This is a genomic window from Cryocola sp. 340MFSha3.1, from assembly GCF_000383315.1.
In the GTDB taxonomy this organism is placed as follows: Bacteria; Actinomycetota; Actinomycetes; order Actinomycetales; family Microbacteriaceae; genus Leifsonia.
In genome coordinates, this window is record NZ_KB911088.1 from 207,046 (window position 1) to 226,978 (window position 19,933).

22 protein-coding genes are annotated in these 19,933 nt (G+C 70.6%); 11 read left to right on the forward strand and 11 right to left on the reverse strand.

Annotated features, from left to right (window positions below; translation table 11 throughout):
* Nucleotides 1-43: 43 nt before the first annotated feature.
* A complete protein-coding gene (locus H284_RS0112000) occupies nucleotides 44-619 on the forward strand; it encodes a dihydrofolate reductase family protein (protein WP_020076422.1) in 576 nt (191 codons plus the stop codon).
* Nucleotides 620-626: 7 nt separating this feature from the next.
* Here H284_RS0112000 and H284_RS0112005 read toward each other — a convergent pair whose 3' ends face one another.
* The 3 genes from H284_RS0112005 to H284_RS0112015 all read right to left on the reverse strand — a co-directional run bounded on the left by H284_RS0112005 (nucleotide 627) and on the right by H284_RS0112015 (nucleotide 3,829).
* Entirely contained in the window at nucleotides 627-1,883 is a 1,257-nt protein-coding gene (locus tag H284_RS0112005) for an arginine deiminase (RefSeq protein ID WP_020076423.1), read from the reverse strand.
* Nucleotides 1,884-1,904: 21 nt separating this feature from the next.
* Nucleotides 1,905-3,356: a basic amino acid/polyamine antiporter gene (locus H284_RS0112010; RefSeq protein WP_029042920.1), complete on the reverse strand. Its 1,452-nt coding sequence runs from the start codon at nucleotides 3,354-3,356 to the stop codon at nucleotides 1,905-1,907.
* A 137-nt stretch (nucleotides 3,357-3,493) separates the two neighbouring features.
* Complete coding sequence (locus H284_RS0112015) at nucleotides 3,494-3,829, reverse strand: DUF4190 domain-containing protein (protein ID WP_020076425.1); 336 nt, start codon at nucleotides 3,827-3,829, stop codon at nucleotides 3,494-3,496.
* 236 nt (nucleotides 3,830-4,065) lie between these two features.
* Between H284_RS0112015 and H284_RS0112020 the strand changes: the two genes are divergently transcribed.
* Nucleotides 4,066-4,848 carry a hypothetical protein gene (locus H284_RS0112020; protein ID WP_020076426.1) on the forward strand — a complete coding sequence of 261 codons (783 nt, stop codon included), beginning with the start codon at nucleotides 4,066-4,068 and terminating at the stop codon, nucleotides 4,846-4,848.
* 27 nt (nucleotides 4,849-4,875) lie between these two features.
* Here the strand turns inward: H284_RS0112020 and H284_RS0112025 are convergent, their stop codons facing one another.
* The 4 genes from H284_RS0112025 to H284_RS0112040 form a co-directional block, all read right to left on the reverse strand.
* Nucleotides 4,876-5,886, reverse strand: a complete 1,011-nt coding sequence (locus H284_RS0112025) for an aldo/keto reductase family protein (RefSeq protein WP_018192559.1) — start codon at nucleotides 5,884-5,886, stop codon at nucleotides 4,876-4,878.
* A 125-nt stretch (nucleotides 5,887-6,011) separates the two neighbouring features.
* Nucleotides 6,012-7,415, reverse strand: a complete 1,404-nt coding sequence (locus H284_RS0112030) for an MFS transporter (RefSeq protein ID WP_020076427.1) — start codon at nucleotides 7,413-7,415, stop codon at nucleotides 6,012-6,014.
* A complete protein-coding gene (locus tag H284_RS0112035; RefSeq protein ID WP_231371195.1) occupies nucleotides 7,412-8,410 on the reverse strand; it encodes a diacylglycerol/lipid kinase family protein in 999 nt (332 codons plus the stop codon). Before H284_RS0112035 ends, H284_RS0112030 begins: the two co-directional genes overlap by 4 nt.
* Before the next feature lie 302 nt (nucleotides 8,411-8,712).
* Nucleotides 8,713-9,924, reverse strand: a complete 1,212-nt coding sequence (locus H284_RS0112040) for an MFS transporter (RefSeq protein ID WP_020076429.1) — start codon at nucleotides 9,922-9,924, stop codon at nucleotides 8,713-8,715.
* 57 nt (nucleotides 9,925-9,981) lie between these two features.
* On the opposite strand from H284_RS0112040, the gene H284_RS0112045 reads away from it, so the two are divergent.
* On the forward strand, nucleotides 9,982-10,362 hold the full coding sequence (locus H284_RS0112045; protein WP_020076430.1) for a MerR family transcriptional regulator: 381 nt from the start codon (nucleotides 9,982-9,984) through the stop codon (nucleotides 10,360-10,362).
* A gap of 25 nt (nucleotides 10,363-10,387) precedes the next feature.
* Here the strand turns inward: H284_RS0112045 and H284_RS0112050 are convergent, their stop codons facing one another.
* Complete coding sequence (locus H284_RS0112050) at nucleotides 10,388-11,011, reverse strand: TetR/AcrR family transcriptional regulator (RefSeq protein ID WP_020076431.1); 624 nt, start codon at nucleotides 11,009-11,011, stop codon at nucleotides 10,388-10,390.
* A gap of 157 nt (nucleotides 11,012-11,168) precedes the next feature.
* Here H284_RS0112050 and H284_RS0112055 point away from each other — a divergent pair, with 157 nt between their 5' ends.
* Nucleotides 11,169-12,194 carry an aldo/keto reductase gene (locus tag H284_RS0112055; RefSeq protein ID WP_020076432.1) on the forward strand — a complete coding sequence of 342 codons (1,026 nt, stop codon included), beginning with the start codon at nucleotides 11,169-11,171 and terminating at the stop codon, nucleotides 12,192-12,194.
* 210 nt (nucleotides 12,195-12,404) lie between these two features.
* Here the strand turns inward: H284_RS0112055 and H284_RS0112060 are convergent, their stop codons facing one another.
* Complete coding sequence (locus tag H284_RS0112060) at nucleotides 12,405-12,941, reverse strand: MOSC domain-containing protein (protein ID WP_020076433.1); 537 nt, start codon at nucleotides 12,939-12,941, stop codon at nucleotides 12,405-12,407.
* A 154-nt stretch (nucleotides 12,942-13,095) separates the two neighbouring features.
* Here H284_RS0112060 and H284_RS20195 point away from each other — a divergent pair, with 154 nt between their 5' ends.
* Nucleotides 13,096-13,443 carry a hypothetical protein gene (locus H284_RS20195; RefSeq protein ID WP_231371197.1) on the forward strand — a complete coding sequence of 116 codons (348 nt, stop codon included), beginning with the start codon at nucleotides 13,096-13,098 and terminating at the stop codon, nucleotides 13,441-13,443.
* 13 nt (nucleotides 13,444-13,456) lie between these two features.
* Here H284_RS20195 and H284_RS0112070 read toward each other — a convergent pair whose 3' ends face one another.
* The gene (locus H284_RS0112070) at nucleotides 13,457-14,011 is read right to left on the reverse strand and encodes a cysteine hydrolase family protein (RefSeq protein WP_020076435.1); all 555 of its coding nucleotides are present in this window, start codon (nucleotides 14,009-14,011) and stop codon (nucleotides 13,457-13,459) included.
* A 56-nt stretch (nucleotides 14,012-14,067) separates the two neighbouring features.
* Here H284_RS0112070 and H284_RS0112075 point away from each other — a divergent pair, with 56 nt between their 5' ends.
* Genes H284_RS0112075 through H284_RS0112085 form a run of 3 tightly spaced genes read left to right on the forward strand, consistent with a single transcriptional unit; the run spans nucleotide 14,068 to nucleotide 16,900 of the window.
* Nucleotides 14,068-14,505, forward strand: coding sequence for a MarR family winged helix-turn-helix transcriptional regulator (locus H284_RS0112075; protein ID WP_231371199.1), 438 nt, complete (start codon nucleotides 14,068-14,070; stop codon nucleotides 14,503-14,505).
* Entirely contained in the window at nucleotides 14,505-15,986 is a 1,482-nt protein-coding gene (locus tag H284_RS0112080) for an MFS transporter (RefSeq protein ID WP_020076436.1), read from the forward strand. Before H284_RS0112075 ends, H284_RS0112080 begins: the two co-directional genes overlap by 1 nt.
* On the forward strand, nucleotides 15,983-16,900 hold the full coding sequence (locus H284_RS0112085) for an arginase family protein (protein WP_231371200.1): 918 nt from the start codon (nucleotides 15,983-15,985) through the stop codon (nucleotides 16,898-16,900). Before H284_RS0112080 ends, H284_RS0112085 begins: the two co-directional genes overlap by 4 nt.
* 19 nt (nucleotides 16,901-16,919) lie before the next feature.
* Here the strand turns inward: H284_RS0112085 and H284_RS0112090 are convergent, their stop codons facing one another.
* Nucleotides 16,920-18,158, reverse strand: coding sequence for a DNA polymerase domain-containing protein (locus H284_RS0112090; protein WP_020076438.1), 1,239 nt, complete (start codon nucleotides 18,156-18,158; stop codon nucleotides 16,920-16,922).
* 377 nt (nucleotides 18,159-18,535) lie between these two features.
* On the opposite strand from H284_RS0112090, the gene H284_RS0112095 reads away from it, so the two are divergent.
* The 3 genes from H284_RS0112095 (at nucleotide 18,536) to H284_RS0112105 (ending at nucleotide 19,917) form a co-directional block, all read left to right on the forward strand.
* Nucleotides 18,536-18,955, forward strand: coding sequence for a hypothetical protein (locus H284_RS0112095; RefSeq protein ID WP_155885494.1), 420 nt, complete (start codon nucleotides 18,536-18,538; stop codon nucleotides 18,953-18,955).
* Nucleotides 18,952-19,302, forward strand: a complete 351-nt coding sequence (locus H284_RS0112100) for a hypothetical protein (protein ID WP_231371201.1) — start codon at nucleotides 18,952-18,954, stop codon at nucleotides 19,300-19,302. Before H284_RS0112095 ends, H284_RS0112100 begins: the two co-directional genes overlap by 4 nt.
* Nucleotides 19,303-19,365: 63 nt before the next feature.
* Nucleotides 19,366-19,917, forward strand: coding sequence for a hypothetical protein (locus tag H284_RS0112105; protein WP_018192543.1), 552 nt, complete (start codon nucleotides 19,366-19,368; stop codon nucleotides 19,915-19,917).
* The last annotated feature ends 16 nt before the right edge of the window (nucleotides 19,918-19,933 follow it).

The window sequence follows — 19,933 nt, forward strand, 5'->3', positions numbered from 1 at the left end:
GACGCCGAGTGCTTGATTGGTCGGACCTGGCGAGGAGGCCACCATGGGGCGCACGATCTGCGACATGTCCGTCTCGCTCGACGGCTACGTCACCGGCCCGAACGACAGTCGCGAGAATCCCTTCGGCGACGGAGCGGACGGCCTGCACGCCTGGTTGCGGCCGACGGCCTCGGACGAGGACCGCGCGGTGCTGCAGAGCGTCATCGGCAGCGTCGGCGCCATCGTCATGGGGCGGACGTCGTTCGAGAAGAACGAGGGCGACGGGGGATGGGGCGACGCCGGCCCGATGGGTGAGGTGCCGGTCTTCGTGCTCACGCACCACCCACCGGACCGGCCGTATCCCGCGGTGTTCACATTCGTCTCCGACGGCGTTCCCGACGCCATCCGGCAGGCCCGGCAGGTCGCGGCCGACAAAGACGTGCACCTCTTCGGCGCCACCGTGATGCAGCAGGCACTCCCCTTCGGCCTCGTCGACGAGCTGCACCTCCACGTGATGCCGATGCTCCTCGGCGGCGGCACCCCGCTCTTCGGGCCGCTCGACGCGGCGATCGCGCTGGAGCGCGTCGGGGCGCAGCTCACTCCGGCGGCGACGCACCTGCAGTACCGCGTGGTCCGTTAGCGCCGCGTCAGAACTCCACCGGATCGCGGATGATCGGGCACGTCATGCAGTGGCCGCCGCCGCGTCCCCGGCCGAGCTCCGCTCCGACGATCGGGATGACCTCGACACCCGCGTCGCGTAGCAGCGCGTTGGTGGCGGTGTTCCGGTCGTACGCGTAGACGACGCCCGGGCGCAGGGCGACGGCGTTGTTGCCGCTGTCCCACTGCTGGCGTTCCGATTCGTAGTTGTCTCCGGCGGTCTCGATGACGTGCAACCGGGGAAGGCCGAGCGCCTCCGCGACGACGTCCACGAAGGCGCGGTCGCCGTGGTCGATCACCCGGAGTCCGGGGGCGGCGTCTTCCGGGACGAGGGTGAACGTGTGAACGGCATCCATGATCTTCGGGTAAAGGGTGACGATGTCGCGGTCCGCGAAGGTGAACACGGTGTCCAGGTGCATGGCCGCGCGGAGTTTCGGCATCCCGGCGACGATGACCTGGGTCGCGGCGCCCTGCGCGAAGAGTGCTGCGGCCGCCTGCGTGATCGCGTGCCGCGACGTCCGCTCGCTCATCCCGATCAGGACGACGCCGTTGCCGACCGGCATGACGTCGCCGCCTTCGAGGGTCGCCTGGCCCCAGTCCGCCTCCGGGTCGCCCCACCAGACGGTGGCGTCGCGGAAGTCCGGGTGGAAGCCGTAGACGGCCTTCATGAGCAGTGTCTCGTCGTGACGGGCCGGCCAGTACAGGGGGTTGAGCGTCACTCCGCCGTAGATCCAGCAGGTGGTGTCGCGGGTGTACAGCGTGTTCGGCAGGGGAGGCATCAGGTACTCGCGGACGCCGGTGGACTCCCGGGCGAGGGCGACGTAGTCCGTCCGGTAGTCGTTGGGAAGGTCGGAGGTGGCCAGTCCGCCGATCAGGTAGCGGGCGAGTTCGGAGGGAGCGAGCGAGTCGAGGTACGCGCGCGTCCCCTCGATGAGGCCGAGACCGACCTCGCCTGCGACGATCTTGCGATCGAGCAGCCAGGACTTCGCGTCCGGGTCGCTGACCGTCTCGGCGAGGAGGTCGTGGAGTTCCACCACGTCGACGTCGTTCGAGCGCAGGTCGGCGACGAATGCGGCGTGATCCCGGATGGCGTTGTCCACCCACATCACGTCGTCGAAGAGGAGGTCGTCGGCGTTGCTCGGCGTCAGCCGGTGGTGGGCGAGCCCGGGCGAGCAGACGAGCACCTTCCGCAGCCGGCCGACCTCGGAATGGACGCCGTACGTGGGCGCTGGGGATGAATCCGTCATCGTTCCTCCTTGGATGAGACCTCAGATGCTGATCCAGCCGGCGGCGAGGGCGACGATGCCGGTGACCGCGCCGATGACCGCGACGGCCAGGATGATCAGCTCCCGACCGGTGAAGACGCGTCGCCCCTGCTCGCGGCGCGCCATGACGAACAGCACCGTCGCCGGCGCGTAGATGATGAACGAGAGCAGCACGAAGGTCACGCCCGCCGCGAAGATGAGGTACGCCGTGTAGAGGGTCGCGAGGACGGCGATGGTCGTCTCGCGCCCCCAGCCGCGCGGGGCGTCGCCGTACGTCTCCCTCGTGATGACCAGCTTCATCGCGTAGCAGGCGACCAGGAAGAAGGGGATGAGCGTCAGCGCGCTGGTGAGATCGAGCGCCAGGTTGAAGGCGTCGTGCGAGAAGTAGGTGATCACCAGGATCACCTGCACGAAGATCGCCGTCATCAGCAGGGCGGGGACGGGCACGTCGGCCGCGTTCGAGCGCGACAGGAAGCGCGGCATGTCGTTATCCTTGGCGGCGACGAACAGCACCTCCGCCGCCATGAGCGACCAGGCCAGGTAGGCGCCCAGCACCGAGACGACGAGTCCGATGCTCACGAACCAGGCACCCCACGGCCCCACGGCGGCGGCCAGCACGCCGGCCATCGACGGCTGCCGCAGCTGCGCGATCTCGCCCATCGGCAGCACGCCGTACGACACGAGGGTCACCGACGCGAAGGTGGCGAAGACGCTGAGGAACCCGAGGATCGTCGCCTTGCCGACGTCGGCGCGCCGCTTCGCGTGACGGGAGTAGACGCTCGCCCCCTCCACGCCGAGGAAGACGAAGACGGTCACCAGCATGGTGCCGGTCACCTGATCGAACAGCGACCCGGCGTAGTCGGCCCCTCCCCAGTTCTCGGCGAACACCTGCGGTTTGAGCACGAACAGGCAGAGCAGGATGAAGACGACGATCGGAACGAGCTTGGCCACGGTCACGATGCGGTTGATGACCGCCGCTTCCTTGATGCCGCGGCGGATGAGGAAGAAGAACCCCCACAGCCCGAGCGACGAGATCCCGATCGCGAGGAGAGTGTCGCCGTCACCCAGCGCCGGGGCGACCGCGCCGATGGTGGACATGATGAAGACCCAATAGAAGACGAGTCCCATCCCGGCGCTCGCCCAGTAGCCGATCGCCGAGAAGAAGCCGAGGAACTGGCCGAACCCGGCTTTCGCGTACGCGTACACGCCGGCGTCGAGCTCCGGTTTCCGGTTGGCGAGCATCTGGAAGACGAACGCGAGCATCAGCATCCCGACGCCCGCGATCGACCAGGCGATCAACGAGCCGGCGACCCCGGTCTCCTGGGCGAACCGACGCGGGAGCGAGAACACGCCCGCTCCGACCATCGACCCGACGACCATCCCGGTCATCGTCAACATGGACAGCTTCGCGGCGGGTGCGGCCTCCCGCGGTGCTGTCTCGTCTGTTCTCGTCACCGACCCTCCCCAGGGGTGCGCTGCGTCGTCCAGCGGGGAGGTGAGCACGTTCCCCGCCACACGGTTCGACGCGCACATTCAACTCGCCGGGCCGCTGGCTGGCAAGGACCGAAATCGGGGAGGGGAGCCTCCGGGCGCTACGGGAAGCGCGTCAGGATGAAAACGACCGCATAGTAGAGGAAGCCGACCGTCCCGATGATCATGCCGGCGATCGCGAGCCCGCGGCCACGGGCGATCCCCTGCCGGGCGGCGCGGAAACCGCGTGCGGAGATGACGGCGCCAAGGGCTCCGATGAAGCCGAAGACGAACAGGCTGACGCAGGAGATGACGAAGCCCCAGATAGCCGGCTTGCTGAAGGGCAGCCGTCCGGGCGCAGGGACCGCCGGTAGCGCGCCAGGGAAGTGCGGGGGCAGCGTCGGCTCAGCGTCGCGTGACGTGCCGTCGGGCGGGAACGACGGGGTGTCGTCGGTCATGGGCGACAAATCCTTCTCGTGATGGCGCCCCGGGGGACGCGTACTCGGTGGTGTGAGCCTGACAGGCGTGGACAGCGTAGCCACGCGGCGCTTCGCCCGTGTCTTTCCGCTCGGATCGACGTCTGCGAATGCTCTCAGCCAGTCGCCGGATGGGCGGGTCGGCCATTGCGTTCGCCCGGCGCATCCGACAGCGTGTCACTGTGGTGCGGGGGATGCGGCGGGGAATCCGTCAGAGGATGCCGGCGGCCGGGGCGGCCCTTGCGCTCCTCGGCGGTCTGACGGTGGGATGCACTGTCGCGGCCGCCCAGGACGCGCCGACGCGCACCGCGCATCCCGTCGCGGTGACGAGCCCCACCCCGATGCCGACTCCGACCGCCGACACCGGGCTCGCCGACGAATTCCAGTACCTTCCGCCGGCGGGGACCGTGATGGGCACGGGCAGGCTCGGCGATGTCGACGGGCACGCAACCGGGGACGTGACGGTCAGCGTCGCACCTGACCTGCGGTTCCAGGTCGTGCTCAGCGGGTTCAGCACGACCGCGCAGGGAGCGACCGTCGCGCTCAGTGTCGACCGGTTCGGGGCGACGGCCGGAGCGCCGACCGTGCCTGCGCACGACGACCCCGTCGGGGTGCTCGAGGCGACCAGCGGCGACCAGGTCTTGCCGTTCGATTCGAGCGGGCGGACAGACCGTGGCAATCTGTCGTACTTCAACAGCGTCGAGCTGGTAATAAACGGCACGGTCGAAGCGGCAGCGCCGATCACCTGGTCCATCCCGGACTTCTACCCCGGCCTCACCGTGAAGGATTCCGGACCCCGGCCGTACGCCCGCGGAACCGTGAGCCTGTACGACGGGCGACCCGCCGCCTACGCCGTCTGGGGCGACGACAACTCGCAGGCGGTCGCGGGTCGCTTCGGGATCACCCAGGACCAGTTGTTCTACCTGAACCCGCAGTTGCGCCGCGGCGACACGACGCTGCTGCGTGACACGAGGCTGAACCTCAGCGTCGCGTATCGCTAGCGCGTGCGCCGCGGCCGCCCCCGCGGCTCAGGCCTCCCGGGTCTTCGGCGACCGCGTCGCCGTGTGCGACGGGTCGCGCTCGACCGCTCCGCCGAGCACCTCGTCGATGCGGGCGAGCAGTTCGGCGGGGATCGTCACGCCGGAGGCCTTGACGTTCTCGACGACCTGCTCCGGGCGGGAGGCGCCGATGATCGCCGTGGCCACGTTGTCGTTCTGCAGCACCCAGGCGACCGCGAGCTGCGCCGGCGTGAGGTCGAGCTCCTGCGCGATCGGCGTGAGCTCCTGCACGCGGGTCAGCACGTCATCCGTCAGCCAGCGCTTGACCGCCCCCGCGCCGCCCTTCTCGTCGGTGGCGCGGCTGCCCTCGGGCAGCGGCGCACCCGGGCGGTACTTGCCGCTCAGCACGCCCTGCGCGACCGGCGACCAGACGACCTGCGAGATGCCGAGCTCCTTGGAGGTCGGCACGACCTCCGCCTCGATGACCCGCCACAGCGCCGAGTACTCCGGCTGGTTCGAGATCAGCTGGATGTTCAGCTCCTTGGCCAGCGCGTGGCCGGCGCGCAACTGGTCGGCCGTCCACTCGCTGACGCCGATGTAGAGGGCCTTGCCGGCGCGGACGACGTCGGCGAACGCCTGCATCGTCTCCTCCAGCGGCGTCTCGACGTCGTAGCGGTGCGCCTGGTAGAGGTCCACGTAATCCGTCTGGAGGCGCTGCAGAGACCCGTCGATCGACTCGAGGATGTGCTTGCGCGAGAGACCGACGTCGTTGTGCCCCTTCGGGCCGGTCGGGCCGAACACCTTGGTGAAGATCTCCAGCGACTGGCGGCGCTCGCCCTTGAGGGCCTCGCCGAGGACGGTCTCGGCCATCGTGTTGGCGTAGACGTCGGCCGTGTCGAAGGTCGAGATGCCGGAGTCGAGGGCGGCGCGCACGCAGGCGGCGGCCGTGTCGTTCTCCACCTGCGAGCCGTGGGTCAACCAGTTTCCGTAGGTGATCTCGGAGATCTTGAAGCCGGAGTTTCCCAGGTATCTGAACTGCACTGTCGTTCCTTTCGCACCGCTGAAGCGTGGTCATCGCGATGCTAGGCCGCATCCGTTCTGCGAATCCAACAGGAGAATCTTCTCGGATTGAGTCCGCCGGTCGATGAATGCCGGAGTGGCGCCCGTCAGCGCCGCACGATCGCCCGGGCGCCCGCGTCGTGCGGGAGGCGCAACGCCCCGACCAGCGGAAGCACGAGCAGCGCCGCCGCCAGCGCGAACGCCCAGTGGTAGCCGGGCAGCGGCGACCCCGTCACACCCTCCGACACCGCTGTCGATGCGCGCACGAACACCGCAACGACCGCGAGGCCGAGCGCCACCGCGACCTGCTGCAACGCGGACGCCAGGGTGTTCGCGTTCGTGGTCTCCTCCGGCTCGATGTCGGCGAACTGGAGCGTGTTGTACGCACTGAACCCGACCGAGCGGAACACCCCGCTCACGATCAGCAGCAGGATCAGCACGGGAACCGGGGCGTCGGGACCGATCGCCACGAAGGCGAGGAGCACCAGCATCCCGAGCCCGTTCGACCAGATGAGGATGCGGCGGAAGCCGAACCGCCGGATCAACGGCGTCGTGAAGGGCTTGATGCCGAGGTTGCCGACGAAGACGGCGATGACCATGAGCCCGGCGACGGTCGCGCTCCAGCCGTACGCGAGCTGGAACAGGAGGGTGAACAAGAACGGCGCACCTGTGATGATCATCCGGTACACGCCGCCGCTGAGGTTGCCGGCGCGGAAGGTCGTCCGCCGCAGCACACTCCAGTCGAAGAGGGTGTCCGTGCGCTGTCGAGACGCGACGATGTTCGCCCACACGACACCGGCGGAGCCGACGATCGCCACCGCGCCCACGATCTCGAGGGCGGGATCGTCAGCGCTGAGCGCTTCCGCCCCGGCGGTCAGCAGGATGAGGGCGAACGCGATCGCCAGGTACCCGCGCACATCGAACGGTGTTCCCCGCTGCGGCTCGGAGTGCGGGATGAGGCGCAGCCCGGCGACGACGGCCGCGATCCCGAGGGGCACGTTGATGAGGAAGATCCAGCGCCAGCCGACGGTGTCGGTGAGGATGCCGCCCAGCGCGGGTGCGATCACGGGCGCGATCAGCGCGGGCCAGGTGAGGTAGGCGATCGCATCCAGGAGGTCGCGCGGTTCCGTCCCGCTCAGGACGGCCAGCCGTCCGACCGGGACCATGAGCGCGCCGCCGATCCCCTGCAGGACGCGGGCGAGCGTCAGCAGGGTCAGGGTCGGCGCGAAGGCGCAGAGCACCGACGCGACCGTGAAGACGACGATCGCGGTGAGCAGCACCGGCCGGATCCCGATGCGCACGGAGAGCCATCCGGTGGCCGGGATGCCCGCGGCGACCGCGAGCAGGTAGGCGACCATCGCGATGCTCAGCTCGGCGGGGGCGACCCCGAACTCGCGCGCCATCGTGGGCGCGGCGGTCTGGATGATCGTGCCGTCCAGGTTCTCCATGAAGAACGTGGCGGCGACGAGGAGTGCGAGTCCGCGATGGAAGGAGGCCGACGGTCTGGTCATCGCCCGCGTGCCTCGGCCCGCGCCCGCATGGTCAGCGCATGATGCGTCACGGTCAGCGTCGCCGCGATCACCGAGCCGTTGGGGTCGCCGTCGAGCTGGATCTCCTGCGGTTCCTCGAACCGCACCTGCAGCTTGCGGGCCTGCGCGTAGCGGATCGCCCGCGGCTCGGGCGTCAGGCGGCCGACGAACCGGCCGAAACCGGTCCGGTGCAGCAGGCGGTTGAAGGTGAGGCGGTAGCCGATGTTCGTCCAGCCCGCGCCGCGCCCGGGCCGCAGGATGACGGCGTCCAGCATCCCGTCGTCGATGGTCGCGGCGGGAATCAGCAGCAGACCAGCCGTGAGGCTGCCCGAGTTCCCGACGATGACGGTGTGAGCGCGGGTCGATACCTCCGGCTCGTCGTCCAGGCGGAAGGTGAGGTCGAACTGCCGGTTGCCGAGGATGCTGCGGGCGATCGGGTCCGAGTACGCGAGCCAGCCGATCCGCTTCTTGAGCTCCTGATTGGTCTTCGCGGCCATCTGGGCGTCCAGCCCGATCCCGGCCATGACGAGGAACGCGCTCTCGACCGACGCGCCGTCCGGTCGTTCGAGCGTCGCGAGACCCAGATCGACCGGACGGTCGCGGCCGGTGAAGGCGACGGTGACGGCCGCGCGCAGGTTGTTCAGCGGCAGGCCCAGCTCGCGGGCGAACAGGTTGCCGGTGCCCGAGGGGATGAGGCCGATCGGGATGCCCGTGCCCGCCAGGGCCTCCGCGGCCGCTCGGAGCGTTCCGTCGCCGCCCGCGACGACGATCAGCTCTGGCTCGGATGCGGCCGCATCCAGGACGGCGGCGCGCCCGTCGTCGGCCGCGCTGGTCTCGAACCACGCCGACTCCGCCCAGGCGCCGGCGGACTCCTCGGTGGCGACGGCGGTGCGTAGGGCGGCGACCTGGACCTTGCTCGGGTTGAACACGACCGCCGCCCGCCGAGCCGGCATCGACGGGATCAGGTCAGAGCTCACTCGACCACCGTACGCGGAAGCGGGCGCCGGGAAGCGATCGTCGGCCGCACGCGTCGACGGGAGCCCGGCGTCGGGTCACCGGGCCCCCGTCTCGCGGGAGTCGCGCGACTCCCCGGTCTGCGACAGCTCGGGTGCGTCGCATCCCACTGTTGATACGCCTGCCGCGGCGGGACCCGGATGGCGGTGTACCCGAACGACGGTCACCCGGGCCCGACCCGGATGACGCGCCGAAGGAATTCGGGGACAGCATCGCCGGGGTCTGGGGCGAACCCTCATATGGTCGCACCGATGTCGCCGGAACACTAGGGGAAAGTTCGCCCGTGAGCGGGACGTGCGACCAGAGCGGCGAATGCCACCACCGCGGCTCCCGCCAGCAGAAGCGCGACGGGCGCTACGCTGCCGCGCCCTGAGGTCGCGATGAGAACGCCGCCCATCGCGGAGCCGGCGGCGATCCCGATGTTCAGGACGACGACGAAGAGGCCGGTCGCCGTCGAGCGGAACGTCGCAGACGCCGTCCTCGCCATCCGTGCCTGAAGGACAGGAGGCAGGCCGCCGATCCCGAACCCGACGAGCGCGGTGCCCGCCGTCGCCAGCGGCTGAGGGAGTCCGGATGCCGGCGCGACGGTGATCAGCAGGATGCCAGCAGGGACGGCGGCGACCAGGGCAAGCAGTGCGGTCGCCGGATACCGGTCGCTCAGCGCTCCGCCGAGGAGGAGTGCGACGGCGCCGGCGAGGCCGGCCATGAGCAGCACGGTACCGACACCGTCCGGACCGATCCGGGCAGCGCCCAGCACCGGCACGATGTACGCGTACAGGGTCATGTACCCCGTCAACAGGAGCGCGCCTGCCGAGAGGAGCGCGGCCACCGGGATCGCCGAGCGATCGAGGGAGCGGGTCCGCGTCCCTCCCGTAGCTGCTCCCGGCAGCCGGGGAAGGCCCATGGCGAGCACGAGGGCGGAGACGATCACGAGGCCGGCCGCGCCCAGGAAAGCCCATTGCCACGCACCCGCCGCGGCCAGGGCGGCGCCCGCCGGGACCCCGAGGACGGATGCGAGGGTTCCGCCACCGAGGACGACGGCCATGGCCCGGCCCAGCCGTTCCGGCGGCGTCAGCATCGGAACGTACGCGAAGACGACCGACCACGACACGGCGGCCGCGAGCGCCGAGACGAGACGTGCCACGACCACGACGGCGAAGACGGGGACGACGGCGACGACGACGGTCGCGACCGCGAGCACGGCGAGCGAAACGACCAGAAGCGGCTTGCGGGGAAGGTGCCGGGTGACCTGCATGGCGGGCACCGTGCCGATGACGATCGTCACGGCCCACACCGCGACCAGCGCGCCCACGGCTGATGCGTCGACGCCGAGGGTCGAGGACATCCCGAGGATGAGCGCGGGAGGGAGGAGTTCGGTGCTGACGGAGGCGAACAGGGCGAGGCCGAGGCCGAGCAGAAGCGGCGTCCGCGTGCGGGCGGTCGGAGACGAGGCGATGCTTGCCGGGGATGCTGTCATGCTCGTACCGTAAACATTGACATCGATGAGAAGGTCAAGAGGATGGGGAGGAACGGCATGAGAATCGGTGAGCTCTCCCGGCGCACGGGTGTCGTCACCCGTCTCCTGCGCTACTACGAGGAGCAGGGGCTCCTCGAGTCGACGCGGTCGCCCAACGGATATCGGGACTACGCCGAAGAGGAGGTCGACACCGTCCTGCGGATCCGCGGCCTGCTCGCCTCGGGGATGACGACCCGGCTCATCCGCATGCTCCTCGACATGGAGGGCGTGCGGGGAACCGTGTCCGCCGCTCAGTGCACCCGGACGGTCGCCGGAGAGGTCGCGGAGGAACTCGCGCGCGTCGAGGAGCGGTTGCGCTGCCTCTCCCAGAGCCGCGAAACGATGCGGGAGTGGCTCACGACGGCCGGCTATCCGGAACTCCTCGCCCAACCGGCCTGACGGATCGGCGGCCGCGTCGGACCGCTCAGACCTCGTCGGCAGGGGCCCGCAGCCCGGCCAGCAGGATGCGCACCATGCGGTCGGCTCGCGGCGAGACCCCGCCCTTCGGGCCGGTGCCGTGGCAGAGGTTGGCGACGGCGCCGAGCAGCTCGGCCGCATCCACCTCCTGCTCGATGTCGCCGGCCGCCCGCGCCGCGGCGAGGAGGCGATCGAGCGTCGGGGCGAGGTGTGTGGAGAAATAGTCGGCCAGCGGCTCGTAGGCGGGGTCGCCGGAGTGGAGCGCTGCGGCGAGGCCGCGCTTCGTGCCGACGAACTGCGTGTAGCGCATGATCCAGCGATCCAGCGCCTCGCCCGGCGGGTAGGTCGCCTCGATCTCGGTCGCTGCGTCGGCGCAGGCGTCGATCTCGGCGCGGAAGACCGCGGAGATGAGGTCCGATCGCAGGGGGAAGTGCCGGTAGAGCGTCCCGACGCCGACGCCCGCGCGGTCGGCGATGGCGCGCACGGGTGCCTCCACTCCGGACTCGGCGAAGACCGCCTTGGCGGCCTCGGTCAGCGCGGTGACGTTCTGGCGGGCGTCGGAGCGCTTCGGCCGGTTCGCCGCGGGCGCGACGGCGTCCGAGGTCGCCGAGGTGCGGGTGCTGGCGGCCATGGCGACTCCTCCGGTGGGCAGGCTGGAACGACGGGTGTTGTAAGTGGAACGCTGTTCCGGTACAGTTCGACGTATCCGGAGTGACGTTCCGCTTCTTCGGATTCTAGAGCACGGCAGACGGCCGTGCCACGGCCTCATCACATCTGGAGCAGAAGCAATGCAGTATCGAACTCTCGGCCGCACCGGCATCAAGGTCAGCCCGTACGCGCTCGGCGCGATGATGCTCGGGTCGCTCGGAAACCCCGACCGTGCGGACGGTGTCCGCGTCATCCACCGCGCGCTCGACGCCGGCATCAACTTCATCGACACCGCGGACCGCTACGGCGACTCCGAGGAGGTCGTCGGCGAGGCCATCGCCGGCCGCCGCGACGACGTCGTGCTCGCCACCAAGTTCTGGGGACCGGTCGACGACGACATCAATCACCGCGGCGCATCCCGGCGATGGATCATGCAGGCCGTCGAGCGCTCGCTCCGGAACCTGAAGACGGACCGCATCGATCTCTACCAGCTGCACCGACCGGACCCGGACACCGACATCGACGAGACCCTCTCCGCACTCACCGACCTGGTGCGGCAGGGCAAAGTGCGGGCGATTGGCTCGTCCTCGATGCGCGGCTCGGAGATCGTCGAGGCGCAGTGGATGTCGGAGCGCCGCGGCTACGAGCGGTTCCGTACCGAGCAGCCGAACTACTCCATCCTCGACCGCGAGATCGAGCGCGAGGTCCTCCCGGTCGCCCAGCGCTACGGCATGGGAACCCTCGTCTACAGCCCGCTGGCCGGTGGAACGCTCACCGGCCGCTACCGGGCCGGAGGCGAGAACGACAACTTCCGGTCGACCCGGACGGGGATGCGTCACTTCCGCGACGAGCGCCGGCTGGCGGCGGTCGAGGAGCTCATCCAGCTCTCCGACGAGGTCGGCGTGAAGCTCACCCACCTGGCCATGGCCTTCGTCATCGCGCACCCGGGCGTCACCTCGGCGATCGCGGGACCGCGCACGATGGAGCAGTTGGAGGACACGCTCGCCGGGGTGGATGTCGCACTGTCGGACGACGTGCTCGACCGGATCGACGCGATCGTGCCGCCCGGCGAGAGCATCGGCGCGATGGACATGGTCTACCGCGGCCCTGAGGTCGGCGACGCGTCTCTCCGCCGTCGTCCGGCCGCCGCGCGATCGGCGGCATAGCGCTCCGTGCCCACGAGGGGGCCGCGCACCAACCCCCCGGTACGGTGCGCGGCCCGGTCCTCGTCCGGTGGACGGAAGTTCGGGCCCCCGGAGCAGGGATGCACGTTCAGCGGGCGCCCCTTCTCGCCGTCCTGATCCGTGTCCCTATAGAGAGATGTCCGGACGGGGCGAAAAGGTTCCATTTCCCTTTCGAGCGCGGGAGTCGGCGGCTCAGACCGGTGCGAGCGCCTCGAACGGCTCCGCCGGAAGGCGCACGTCGATGGCGTCGCCGGGCCGCACGACGCCGCCGGTCACGACGACGGCCATGACCCCGGCCTTCCGGACCGTGGCGCCGTCGGCGTCGGTGCCCACGACCTCCTTGAGCAGGCCGGGCTCGAACCGGTCGATCTGGACGCACGGGTTGCGCAGCCCGGTCAGCTCGACGACGGCCTCCTCGCCCAGATGCAGGCGGGTGCCGCGCGGAAGGCCCAGCAGCTCGATCCCATCGGTCGTCACGTTCTCGCCGAGCTGACCGGGCGCGACGTCGGCCGTCACCTCGTCGAAGAGCTCGCGGTGGATGAGGTGGACCTGGCGCAGGTTCGGCTGCGTCGGGTCGCGCCGCACGCGGGAGAGGTGCTGCACCGTCGCCCCGAAGTGCGCATCCCCTTCGACACCGAGGCCGGCGACCAGGGTGATGGACTCCTGCGGCGGCTTCGAGAAGCGGTGGTCGCCGTCGCTGTTCACCGAGATCACGCGTGCGGTCGTCATCCCCCCATCGTGCCCCATGTCCGGATCGGAGGCCGCCCCCGTCCCGCATGCCCGGAAGCCCGCGCGCTACCCTGCTGGCATGCGACGACGCCGGGGCAGAGTCACATCCTCCGTCGGAGCGGGGATCGCGGCGGTCCTCGCCTTGTCGGGCTGTGTGTTGGACGCGTGCCCGGCGATCGGATATCTGGACTCCTCGCCGATCGCGGTGGTGTTCGAGCACGTGCTGCCCCCAGACGCGACCGTTTCCGCGTGCTTCGGGGCCGAGTGCGAGCCGGCGGTTGTGGCGGCGGGTGCCGACGCGAGCTACGAGGTGCCGCAGCGAGCGCCGTACCTCGACAGCGACCTTGTGCAGCCCGACACCGTCCGCGTGGTCGTGGCGACGCAGGATGCAGTGCTCCACGACGCCGTGCATGAGATTCCGATCCACTCGGAGCGCGCCGGCCTGTGGGGTCAGTGCCCGGGCCCGTGGTCGTACGAGCCGGTGGTGGTCCGGCTGGAGTGAGGCGCGCGTCGACTCAGAGCGCCGCGGCCCACTCGTCGACGGTGGTGACGGCGGCCTGACGCGGGAAGACCTTCTCGGTGAGCACGCGGTGCACCTCGGGGTCGGCGTCGCCGCACGCGTCGGCGAGCACGGTGAGCCGGTAGTCGAGGTCGGCCGCCTGGCGCAGCGTCGACAGCACGACGCCGCTGGTCGCGATGCCCGCGAGCACGAGCTCGTCGGCGCCGAGGCCGCGCAGCAGCACCTCCAGGTCGCTTCCCGCGAAGGCGGAGACGCGCTTCTTCACCACGACCGGCTCCTGGCCGCGTGGTGCGAGCGCGTCCACGACCTGGGTCGCAGGGTTGTCGACCAGCATGGCGTCGCCGGCGCTCGCCGCGCGGCCGCCGAACGCCAGGTTGGAGGCGGCGACCTCCGGGTAGCCGGAACGGAAGGCGACGCGGACGAAGACCGGCGGGATGCCGTGGTCGCGTGCGGCGGCGAGGGCTCGGGCGGCAGCCTCGACCGTCGGCTCGAAGCCGGGGCGGCCGGCGATGCCGTTCTGGAAGTCCATCAGCAGCAGGGCGGTGGTCATCGGGGATCCTCTCGGCGAATCTAGACAGGTACAACTGTGCAGTTTAGACTGTCGATATGAGCACAGGTCAACCGGATGTGACACCGCAGCAGATCGCCGTCGACCTCCGGGCGGTGCTCGCCCGGCTTCTTCGCAAGCTGCGCGAGGCCACATCCGACGCCATCACGCCATCGCAGGCATCGGCCCTGTCGCGGCTGAGCAAGGGTGGCGTGTCGACGGTGAGCGCGCTGGCGATGGCCGAGCGGGTGCGTCCGCAGTCGATGGCGGCGATCGTGGAGGCGCTGGAGGCGCTGGGTTTCGTCACCCGCAGCCAGGACCCGAACGACGGTCGTCGGCAGATCGTCGACCTGACCGAGGCGGGATGGGCGCAGGTGGCCGGCCAGAAGGAGGCGGGCCTCGCCTGGCTCGACCAGGCGCTGTCCGAGCAGGCGTCGAAGGCAGAGCTGATCACCCTCGCGGCGGCGACCGCCATCCTCGAACGGATCCTCGACTGATGGCGCTCAAGCCACCGCCGCCCCACCGCTTCGATCGGCGCCTGCTCGCGCCGATGATGCTCGGGGCGGTCCTCAACCCCATCAACACCGCCATCATCGCGGTGGCGCTCGCCCCCATCGGGATCGCGCTGGGGGCGCCGGCGTCCGAGACCGTGTGGCTGGTGTCCGCCCTCTACCTGGCCACGGCCATCGGCCAGCCGCTGGTCGGACGGCTAGTCGACATCTACGGCGTGAAGCGGCTGTTCCTCGCGGGCGGCGCGCTGGTGGCGGTGGCGGGCGCGATCGGCCTCCTCATCCCGGCGTCCCACGACAGCATCTGGTGGCTGGTGGTCGCCCGGGTCGTGCTGGGACTGGGCACCTGTGCGGGCTATCCGGCGGCGATGCACATGATCCGTGCGGAGGGTCAGCGCACCGGCGTCGCGTCGCCCGCCGTCATCCTCACGGTCCTCTCGGTGACGACGCAGACGGTCGCGGTGATCGGCCCGACCCTCGGCGGTCTGCTCATCGGAGCGTGGGGATGGCGCGCCACGTTCGCCGTGAACCTTCCGCTCGGCGTCGCCAGCGTCATCCTGGGCTGGATCCTCCTCCCGCGCACGACGGGCCTGGAGCCACCGCGCGACCAGCGCCCCCGCATCGACGGCCTCGGCATCCTCTTCTTCGCGGTGACGATGCTCGCCCTGCTGGTCTTCCTGCAGAACATCTCGGTGGCGAACCTGTGGATGGTCGCCGTGGCGCTGGTCGCGGGCTTTGGCCTGGTCTGGTGGGAGCTGCGGGTGGACGCGCCCTTCATCGATCTGCGCGTGCTCGGCGGCAACGGGCCGCTGCTGCTGACGTACACGCGCTCGCTGCTCACCGCGACGATCTCCTACACGTTCGTCTACGGGTTCACGCAGTGGCTGGAGGAGGGCCGGACGCTCAGCCCGACCGCGGCCGGCCTCGTGCTGCTGCCCGTGTTCGCCGCGGGAATCGGGGTCGCGCTAGCGTTCGGCCGTCGTCCTGAGGTGCTCTGGAAGCTCCTGATCGGTTCGATCGCGCAGCTCGCCGCCGGCATCCTCGTGCTGTTCATGGGCGGGACGACGCCGATCTGGTTCCTCGTCGTCACGATGCTCGTGCTCGGCATCCCGCAGGGACTCAACAATCTCGCGATCCAGAACACGCTGTACCACCAGGCCGAGCCGGAGCGGATCGCGTCCTCGGCCGGGCTGTTGCGCACCTTCTTCTACCTGGGCGCCATCGTCGCCTCCGTCGTCTACGGCAACGTCTACGGAGCCCACGCCACCACCGGTGGCCTGCATGTGCTCGGCTGGGTCGTCATCGGCATCTCGGTGGTCTTCCTGCTGATCACCGTGCTCGACCGCAGCCTGCGGGCGATCGGTCACGAGGGCGCGGGCGGCGGGGATGCGGGCGCGGATGGGGGCGGCGCGGATGCGGGCGGCAGCCCCTCCACCGGCGAACCGTCCGCTCGTACGATGAGGGCGTGAGCAGGTCACGACACTGGGGAGTCGTCGGTGTGCCGTCGAGTGCCGGCGGTCACACGCCCGGCATGGACCTGGCGCCGGCCGCGATCCGTGACGCGGGCCTCATCGGGCTGCTCGGCGATCGGGGACACGACCTCCGCGACTATGGGGATGTGCCCGGCTTCCGGCGGCGACCCGACCCGGCGAATCCCGACCGGCAGAACATCGGCGAGGTGCATCGGGTCGCCGTGGAGACGGCGGGCGCGGTGGCTGCGGTGATCGGCGCCGGGCGGACACCGCTGGTGATCGGCGGCGACTGCACCGTGACCCTCGGCGTTGTGGCGGGCTTCCGACGGGCGGGTGCGCCGACGGCGCTGCTGTACGTGGACGGCGGTCCCGACCTGTACACGCCCGGTCGCATCGCCTACGGCAACGTCGACGCGATGGGGGTGGCGCATCTGCTGGCTCTTCCGGGCAGCGACCCGATCCTGACGACGCTGCAGGGGGAGCCTCCGCTACTGCGCCCGGACGAGGTGGTCCTCTACGGCGATGCGCTCCCGGAGGACGGCGACGACCTCGAGCGCACCCTGGTGGAGCAGCTCGGACTCGTCCGTGTTCCGGCGACGCGCATCCACGTGGATGCCGTGGAGGCTGCGCGAGCTGCGCTCGCAGCGGTGGAGGCGGCGGGGGAGCGCTTCGTCGTCCACTTCGATGTCGACGTGCTGGGCCACCTGCACCTGCCGCTGGCGAACATGCCCAACCCCGACGCGGCTCCCTGGGGGCTGAGCGTCGAGGAGGTCGTGGCCAGCCTGCGCGTGTCCTCGGACAGCGACAGGTTCGCCGGGATCGTGCTGACCGAGGTCAACCCGAACAACGCGCCCGACGACACGGCGATGCGGGAGTACGTGGAGCTGGTCGCGAGCGGATTGAGCGGCTGAGCGCGGGGAGGGGTGCCGGCTACTCCCGGCCGGGCCACTGCCGGCCGGCCCACGGGTCGTAGTCGGCGATCAGCGGCTCCTGCTCCGGGCGATCGGGCTCGGGAACATGCTGCAGGTTCACCCGGACGCGGTACCAGAGCGAGCTGGAGCCGCGCATCCCGTCGACCAGTTCGTCCGCCGGGTGCAGCTTCGCCGCGACGTCCGGGTGGGCGGCCTTCCACTGTTCGAGCGCATCCACCGCCTCTGGCCTCGTCTTCGTGCGGGCGACCTCGATGAGAAGCATCTGCGAGACGCGGCGGCCGGCGCCGTCCCCGCTGCGGGGTGGTTTCTCGGCCGGCCCCAGCTTCTTCGCGAGGGCGAGCAGGGCGTCCAGCGAACCGACCGCGTCGTCGATGCCCTCGTGCGGGTCGCCGCGCTCCGCGAATCGGTCGAGCACCGTCCGGACGGTGAACTCCTCCGGTCGCCGATCGCGCACCTCGTCCCAGTCGAGCGGGGTCGAGACGCGGGCGTCGGGCAGCGGCCGGATGGAGTAGGCCGATGCCACCGTGCGGTCTTTCGCGTTCTGGTTGAAGTCGACGAAGACGCTCTCGCCGCGCTCCTCCTTCCACCACCGGGCCGTCGCGAGCCCCGGCGCGCGGTTCTCGACCTCGCGGGCCAGCGTCTCCGCCGCGAGCCGCACGTCGGCGAACCCCCACTCGGGCGCGATGCGGACCAGGATGTGCAGGCCGCGCGACCCGCTCGTCTTCGGCCAGCCGACCAGCCCGTGATCGTCGAGCACCTCCCGGGCGACGAAGGCGACGTCCACGATCTGCGACCAGTCGACACCCGGCATCGGATCGAGGTCGACGCGGAGCTCGTCGGGATGGTCGAGGTCTTCGGCCCGGACGGCATGCGGGTTGAGGTCGAGGCAGCCGAGGTTCGACACCCACGCGAGCCCGGCCGCATCCCGGACCACCGCCTCCTCCGCCGACGTGCCGCTGGCGTAGTGCAGCGTCGCCGTGTCGATGTAGTCGGGGTGCCCCTCCGGCACCCGCTTCTGGAAGAACGGCTCCTGCGTCAGCCCCTTCACGAAGCGCTTCAGCACCATCGGGCGGCCGCCCGCACCGCGCAGCGCTCCCTCCGCGACCGCGACGTAGTACTGCGCGAGGTCGAGCTTGGTCAGCCCGGGCTCGGGGAAGACGACCTTGTCGGGGCTCGAGATGCGCACCTCCCGCCCCTCCACCTCGAGGAACGTCTCGGACTTCTTCGACGGGCTCATGCCCGCCACGGTAGCCGTGCCCGTGCGGCTGGGCCAGGGTCGGTCGCGGCGTCCGCCCGTGCCCGAAATGGAGGACATCCCGGCCCTCCCGTCTCGGACTCCCTCCCTTCGTGGCCGATCCACGGCGCGTCGGGCCGGATCGCCTCCCTTTCCGCCCCCGCCCCGCCGGCGCACCGCCGCGTCGCAAAGGGAGGAGAAAAGCAGGATGCGCCCGCGCGCCGCCGAGAAACGGAGGCGTCCAGGGCAGGCATCGGGCCAGATCGCCTCCGTTTCTGCGGCCCCCGCCATCGAGCCACTCACCTCCCGTTGTGCGGACGTGCCGCCGGGCGCTGGGCCGCCGGGCCGGCTGCTGCTAGCGTGCCGTTCGGGGGTACGCGATGCGGCGGTGGGTTCTCGCGACGGCGATGGCGGCGGTGGTCGCGGTGGGGTTGAGCGGGTGCGTGTTCCCGCCGACGCCGTTCGACGGGAAGCGCACCGCGGAGGACCGCATCCCGACCGACCTCATCCCGGATGTCCAGGGCGGCGACATGTCCACCTCCCGTTACCAGGGCAGGGCCGACGGCTGGGACATCTACCTGCTGCGCGGCACGCATCCGTTCGGCATCTGCCTCGCGTACACCGACGGCACGCCGGAGCGCTCCGGCGCCGCATGCTCGGGCGGAACCTGGGTGCGCACAGAAGTGCCCGACGGCGACGAATTCGAGGTGAACCTGAACGGCTTCATCGACACCCCGAAACCCGGCCAGAACGTCCTCTCGCCCTGGGTGCGTCAGGTCAGGCAGGGAAGCGGCGGGTGAGCGGACCACGGGGCCGGAGGCGTTGGCCGGCGGTGGTGATCGGCGTCGTCTGCGGTGCCGTGCTCGTGGGAGTCGCGACGTTCTTCGTGCAGGTCCACGCCGCGACCGCCGACTGGTGGCCGCGCGCCATCCCGACCCGGGTCCAGTACGACCATCGCAACTTCACGTGCGGCGACCTTCCGCGCAGAGACGATGTCGGGCCAGAGGCGCTGACCGGCCTCCAACCACGTGGACGCACGATCGGGGGCGGCGTGATCTACGCGCCCCCGGGTTTCGACCTGCCGGACGGCATCGTCGTCTCGGCCGACGGCGAGCTCCGCGCGTGCTCGCTCAGCGGCGGGACCTGACCTCCGAACCGTCCACGGATTGACAGAGGCGCGCGGCCCTCTCCGTCGGACACAATGGGTGCCATGGGATCCATGGACCTCAACCCGCCCATCGAGGAGCACGACGGCGTGCGGGTCCACCGCGCGCTGTGGCGGCACTGGGGAACACCCGCGGCGATCTACGGGACCATCGTCTACGCCAGCGTGATCGCGGCGACCTCGGTCGACAATGAGGACAGCGGCTCGGCCGTCCAGATCCTCGTGTTCAGCCTGGTCAGCATCGTCGTGTTCTGGATGGCACACGTGTACTCCGACGCGCTCGGGTTCCACGGCGACGCCGACCGCCTGGGCGACCGGATGCGCGACTCGCTGCGGCACGCGCTGTTCGAGTCGAGCGGGATGCTGGAGGCCGCGGTCATCCCGAGCGTCCCCCTGCTCCTCGCCTCGCTGCACATCCTCTCCGCCACTGCCGGCGTCTTCCTGGCCCTCTGGTTGTGCGTCCTGCTCCTCGCCCTGCTCGGGTTCCTGGTCTTCCGCGTGCGCGGCCGCGGAGTGTGGGTCTGCCTGGTGGGGGCGGTGGTGACCGGGCTGTTCGGCGTGGTCGTCATCGTGCTCAAGTCGCTGCTCTCGCACTGAGCCCATAGCGCCGGAG

What these genes read in the sequence shown, in the direction of transcription:
- H284_RS0112030 (WP_020076427.1), bottom strand. Translation starts at nt 7,415, where the DNA reads ATGACCAGACCGTCGGCCTCCTTCCATCGCGGACTCGCACTCCTCGTC.
- H284_RS0112050 (WP_020076431.1), bottom strand. Translation starts at nt 11,011, where the DNA reads ATGGCCGCCAGCACCCGCACCTCGGCGACCTCGGACGCCGTCGCGCCC.
- H284_RS0112015 (WP_020076425.1), bottom strand. Translation starts at nt 3,829, where the DNA reads ATGACCGACGACACCCCGTCGTTCCCGCCCGACGGCACGTCACGCGAC.
- H284_RS0112055 (WP_020076432.1), top strand. Translation starts at nt 11,169, where the DNA reads ATGCAGTATCGAACTCTCGGCCGCACCGGCATCAAGGTCAGCCCGTAC.
- H284_RS0112005 (WP_020076423.1), bottom strand. Translation starts at nt 1,883, where the DNA reads ATGACGGATTCATCCCCAGCGCCCACGTACGGCGTCCATTCCGAGGTC.
- H284_RS0112060 (WP_020076433.1), bottom strand. Translation starts at nt 12,941, where the DNA reads ATGACGACCGCACGCGTGATCTCGGTGAACAGCGACGGCGACCACCGC.
- H284_RS0112020 (WP_020076426.1), top strand. Translation starts at nt 4,066, where the DNA reads ATGCCGGCGGCCGGGGCGGCCCTTGCGCTCCTCGGCGGTCTGACGGTG.
- H284_RS0112040 (WP_020076429.1), bottom strand. Translation starts at nt 9,924, where the DNA reads ATGACAGCATCCCCGGCAAGCATCGCCTCGTCTCCGACCGCCCGCACG.
- H284_RS0112090 (WP_020076438.1), bottom strand. Translation starts at nt 18,158, where the DNA reads ATGAGCCCGTCGAAGAAGTCCGAGACGTTCCTCGAGGTGGAGGGGCGG.
- H284_RS0112070 (WP_020076435.1), bottom strand. Translation starts at nt 14,011, where the DNA reads ATGACCACCGCCCTGCTGCTGATGGACTTCCAGAACGGCATCGCCGGC.
- H284_RS0112045 (WP_020076430.1), top strand. Translation starts at nt 9,982, where the DNA reads ATGAGAATCGGTGAGCTCTCCCGGCGCACGGGTGTCGTCACCCGTCTC.
- H284_RS0112095 (WP_155885494.1), top strand. Translation starts at nt 18,536, where the DNA reads ATGCGGCGGTGGGTTCTCGCGACGGCGATGGCGGCGGTGGTCGCGGTG.
- H284_RS0112105 (WP_018192543.1), top strand. Translation starts at nt 19,366, where the DNA reads ATGGGATCCATGGACCTCAACCCGCCCATCGAGGAGCACGACGGCGTG.
- H284_RS0112000 (WP_020076422.1), top strand. Translation starts at nt 44, where the DNA reads ATGGGGCGCACGATCTGCGACATGTCCGTCTCGCTCGACGGCTACGTC.
- H284_RS0112075 (WP_231371199.1), top strand. Translation starts at nt 14,068, where the DNA reads ATGAGCACAGGTCAACCGGATGTGACACCGCAGCAGATCGCCGTCGAC.
- H284_RS0112080 (WP_020076436.1), top strand. Translation starts at nt 14,505, where the DNA reads ATGGCGCTCAAGCCACCGCCGCCCCACCGCTTCGATCGGCGCCTGCTC.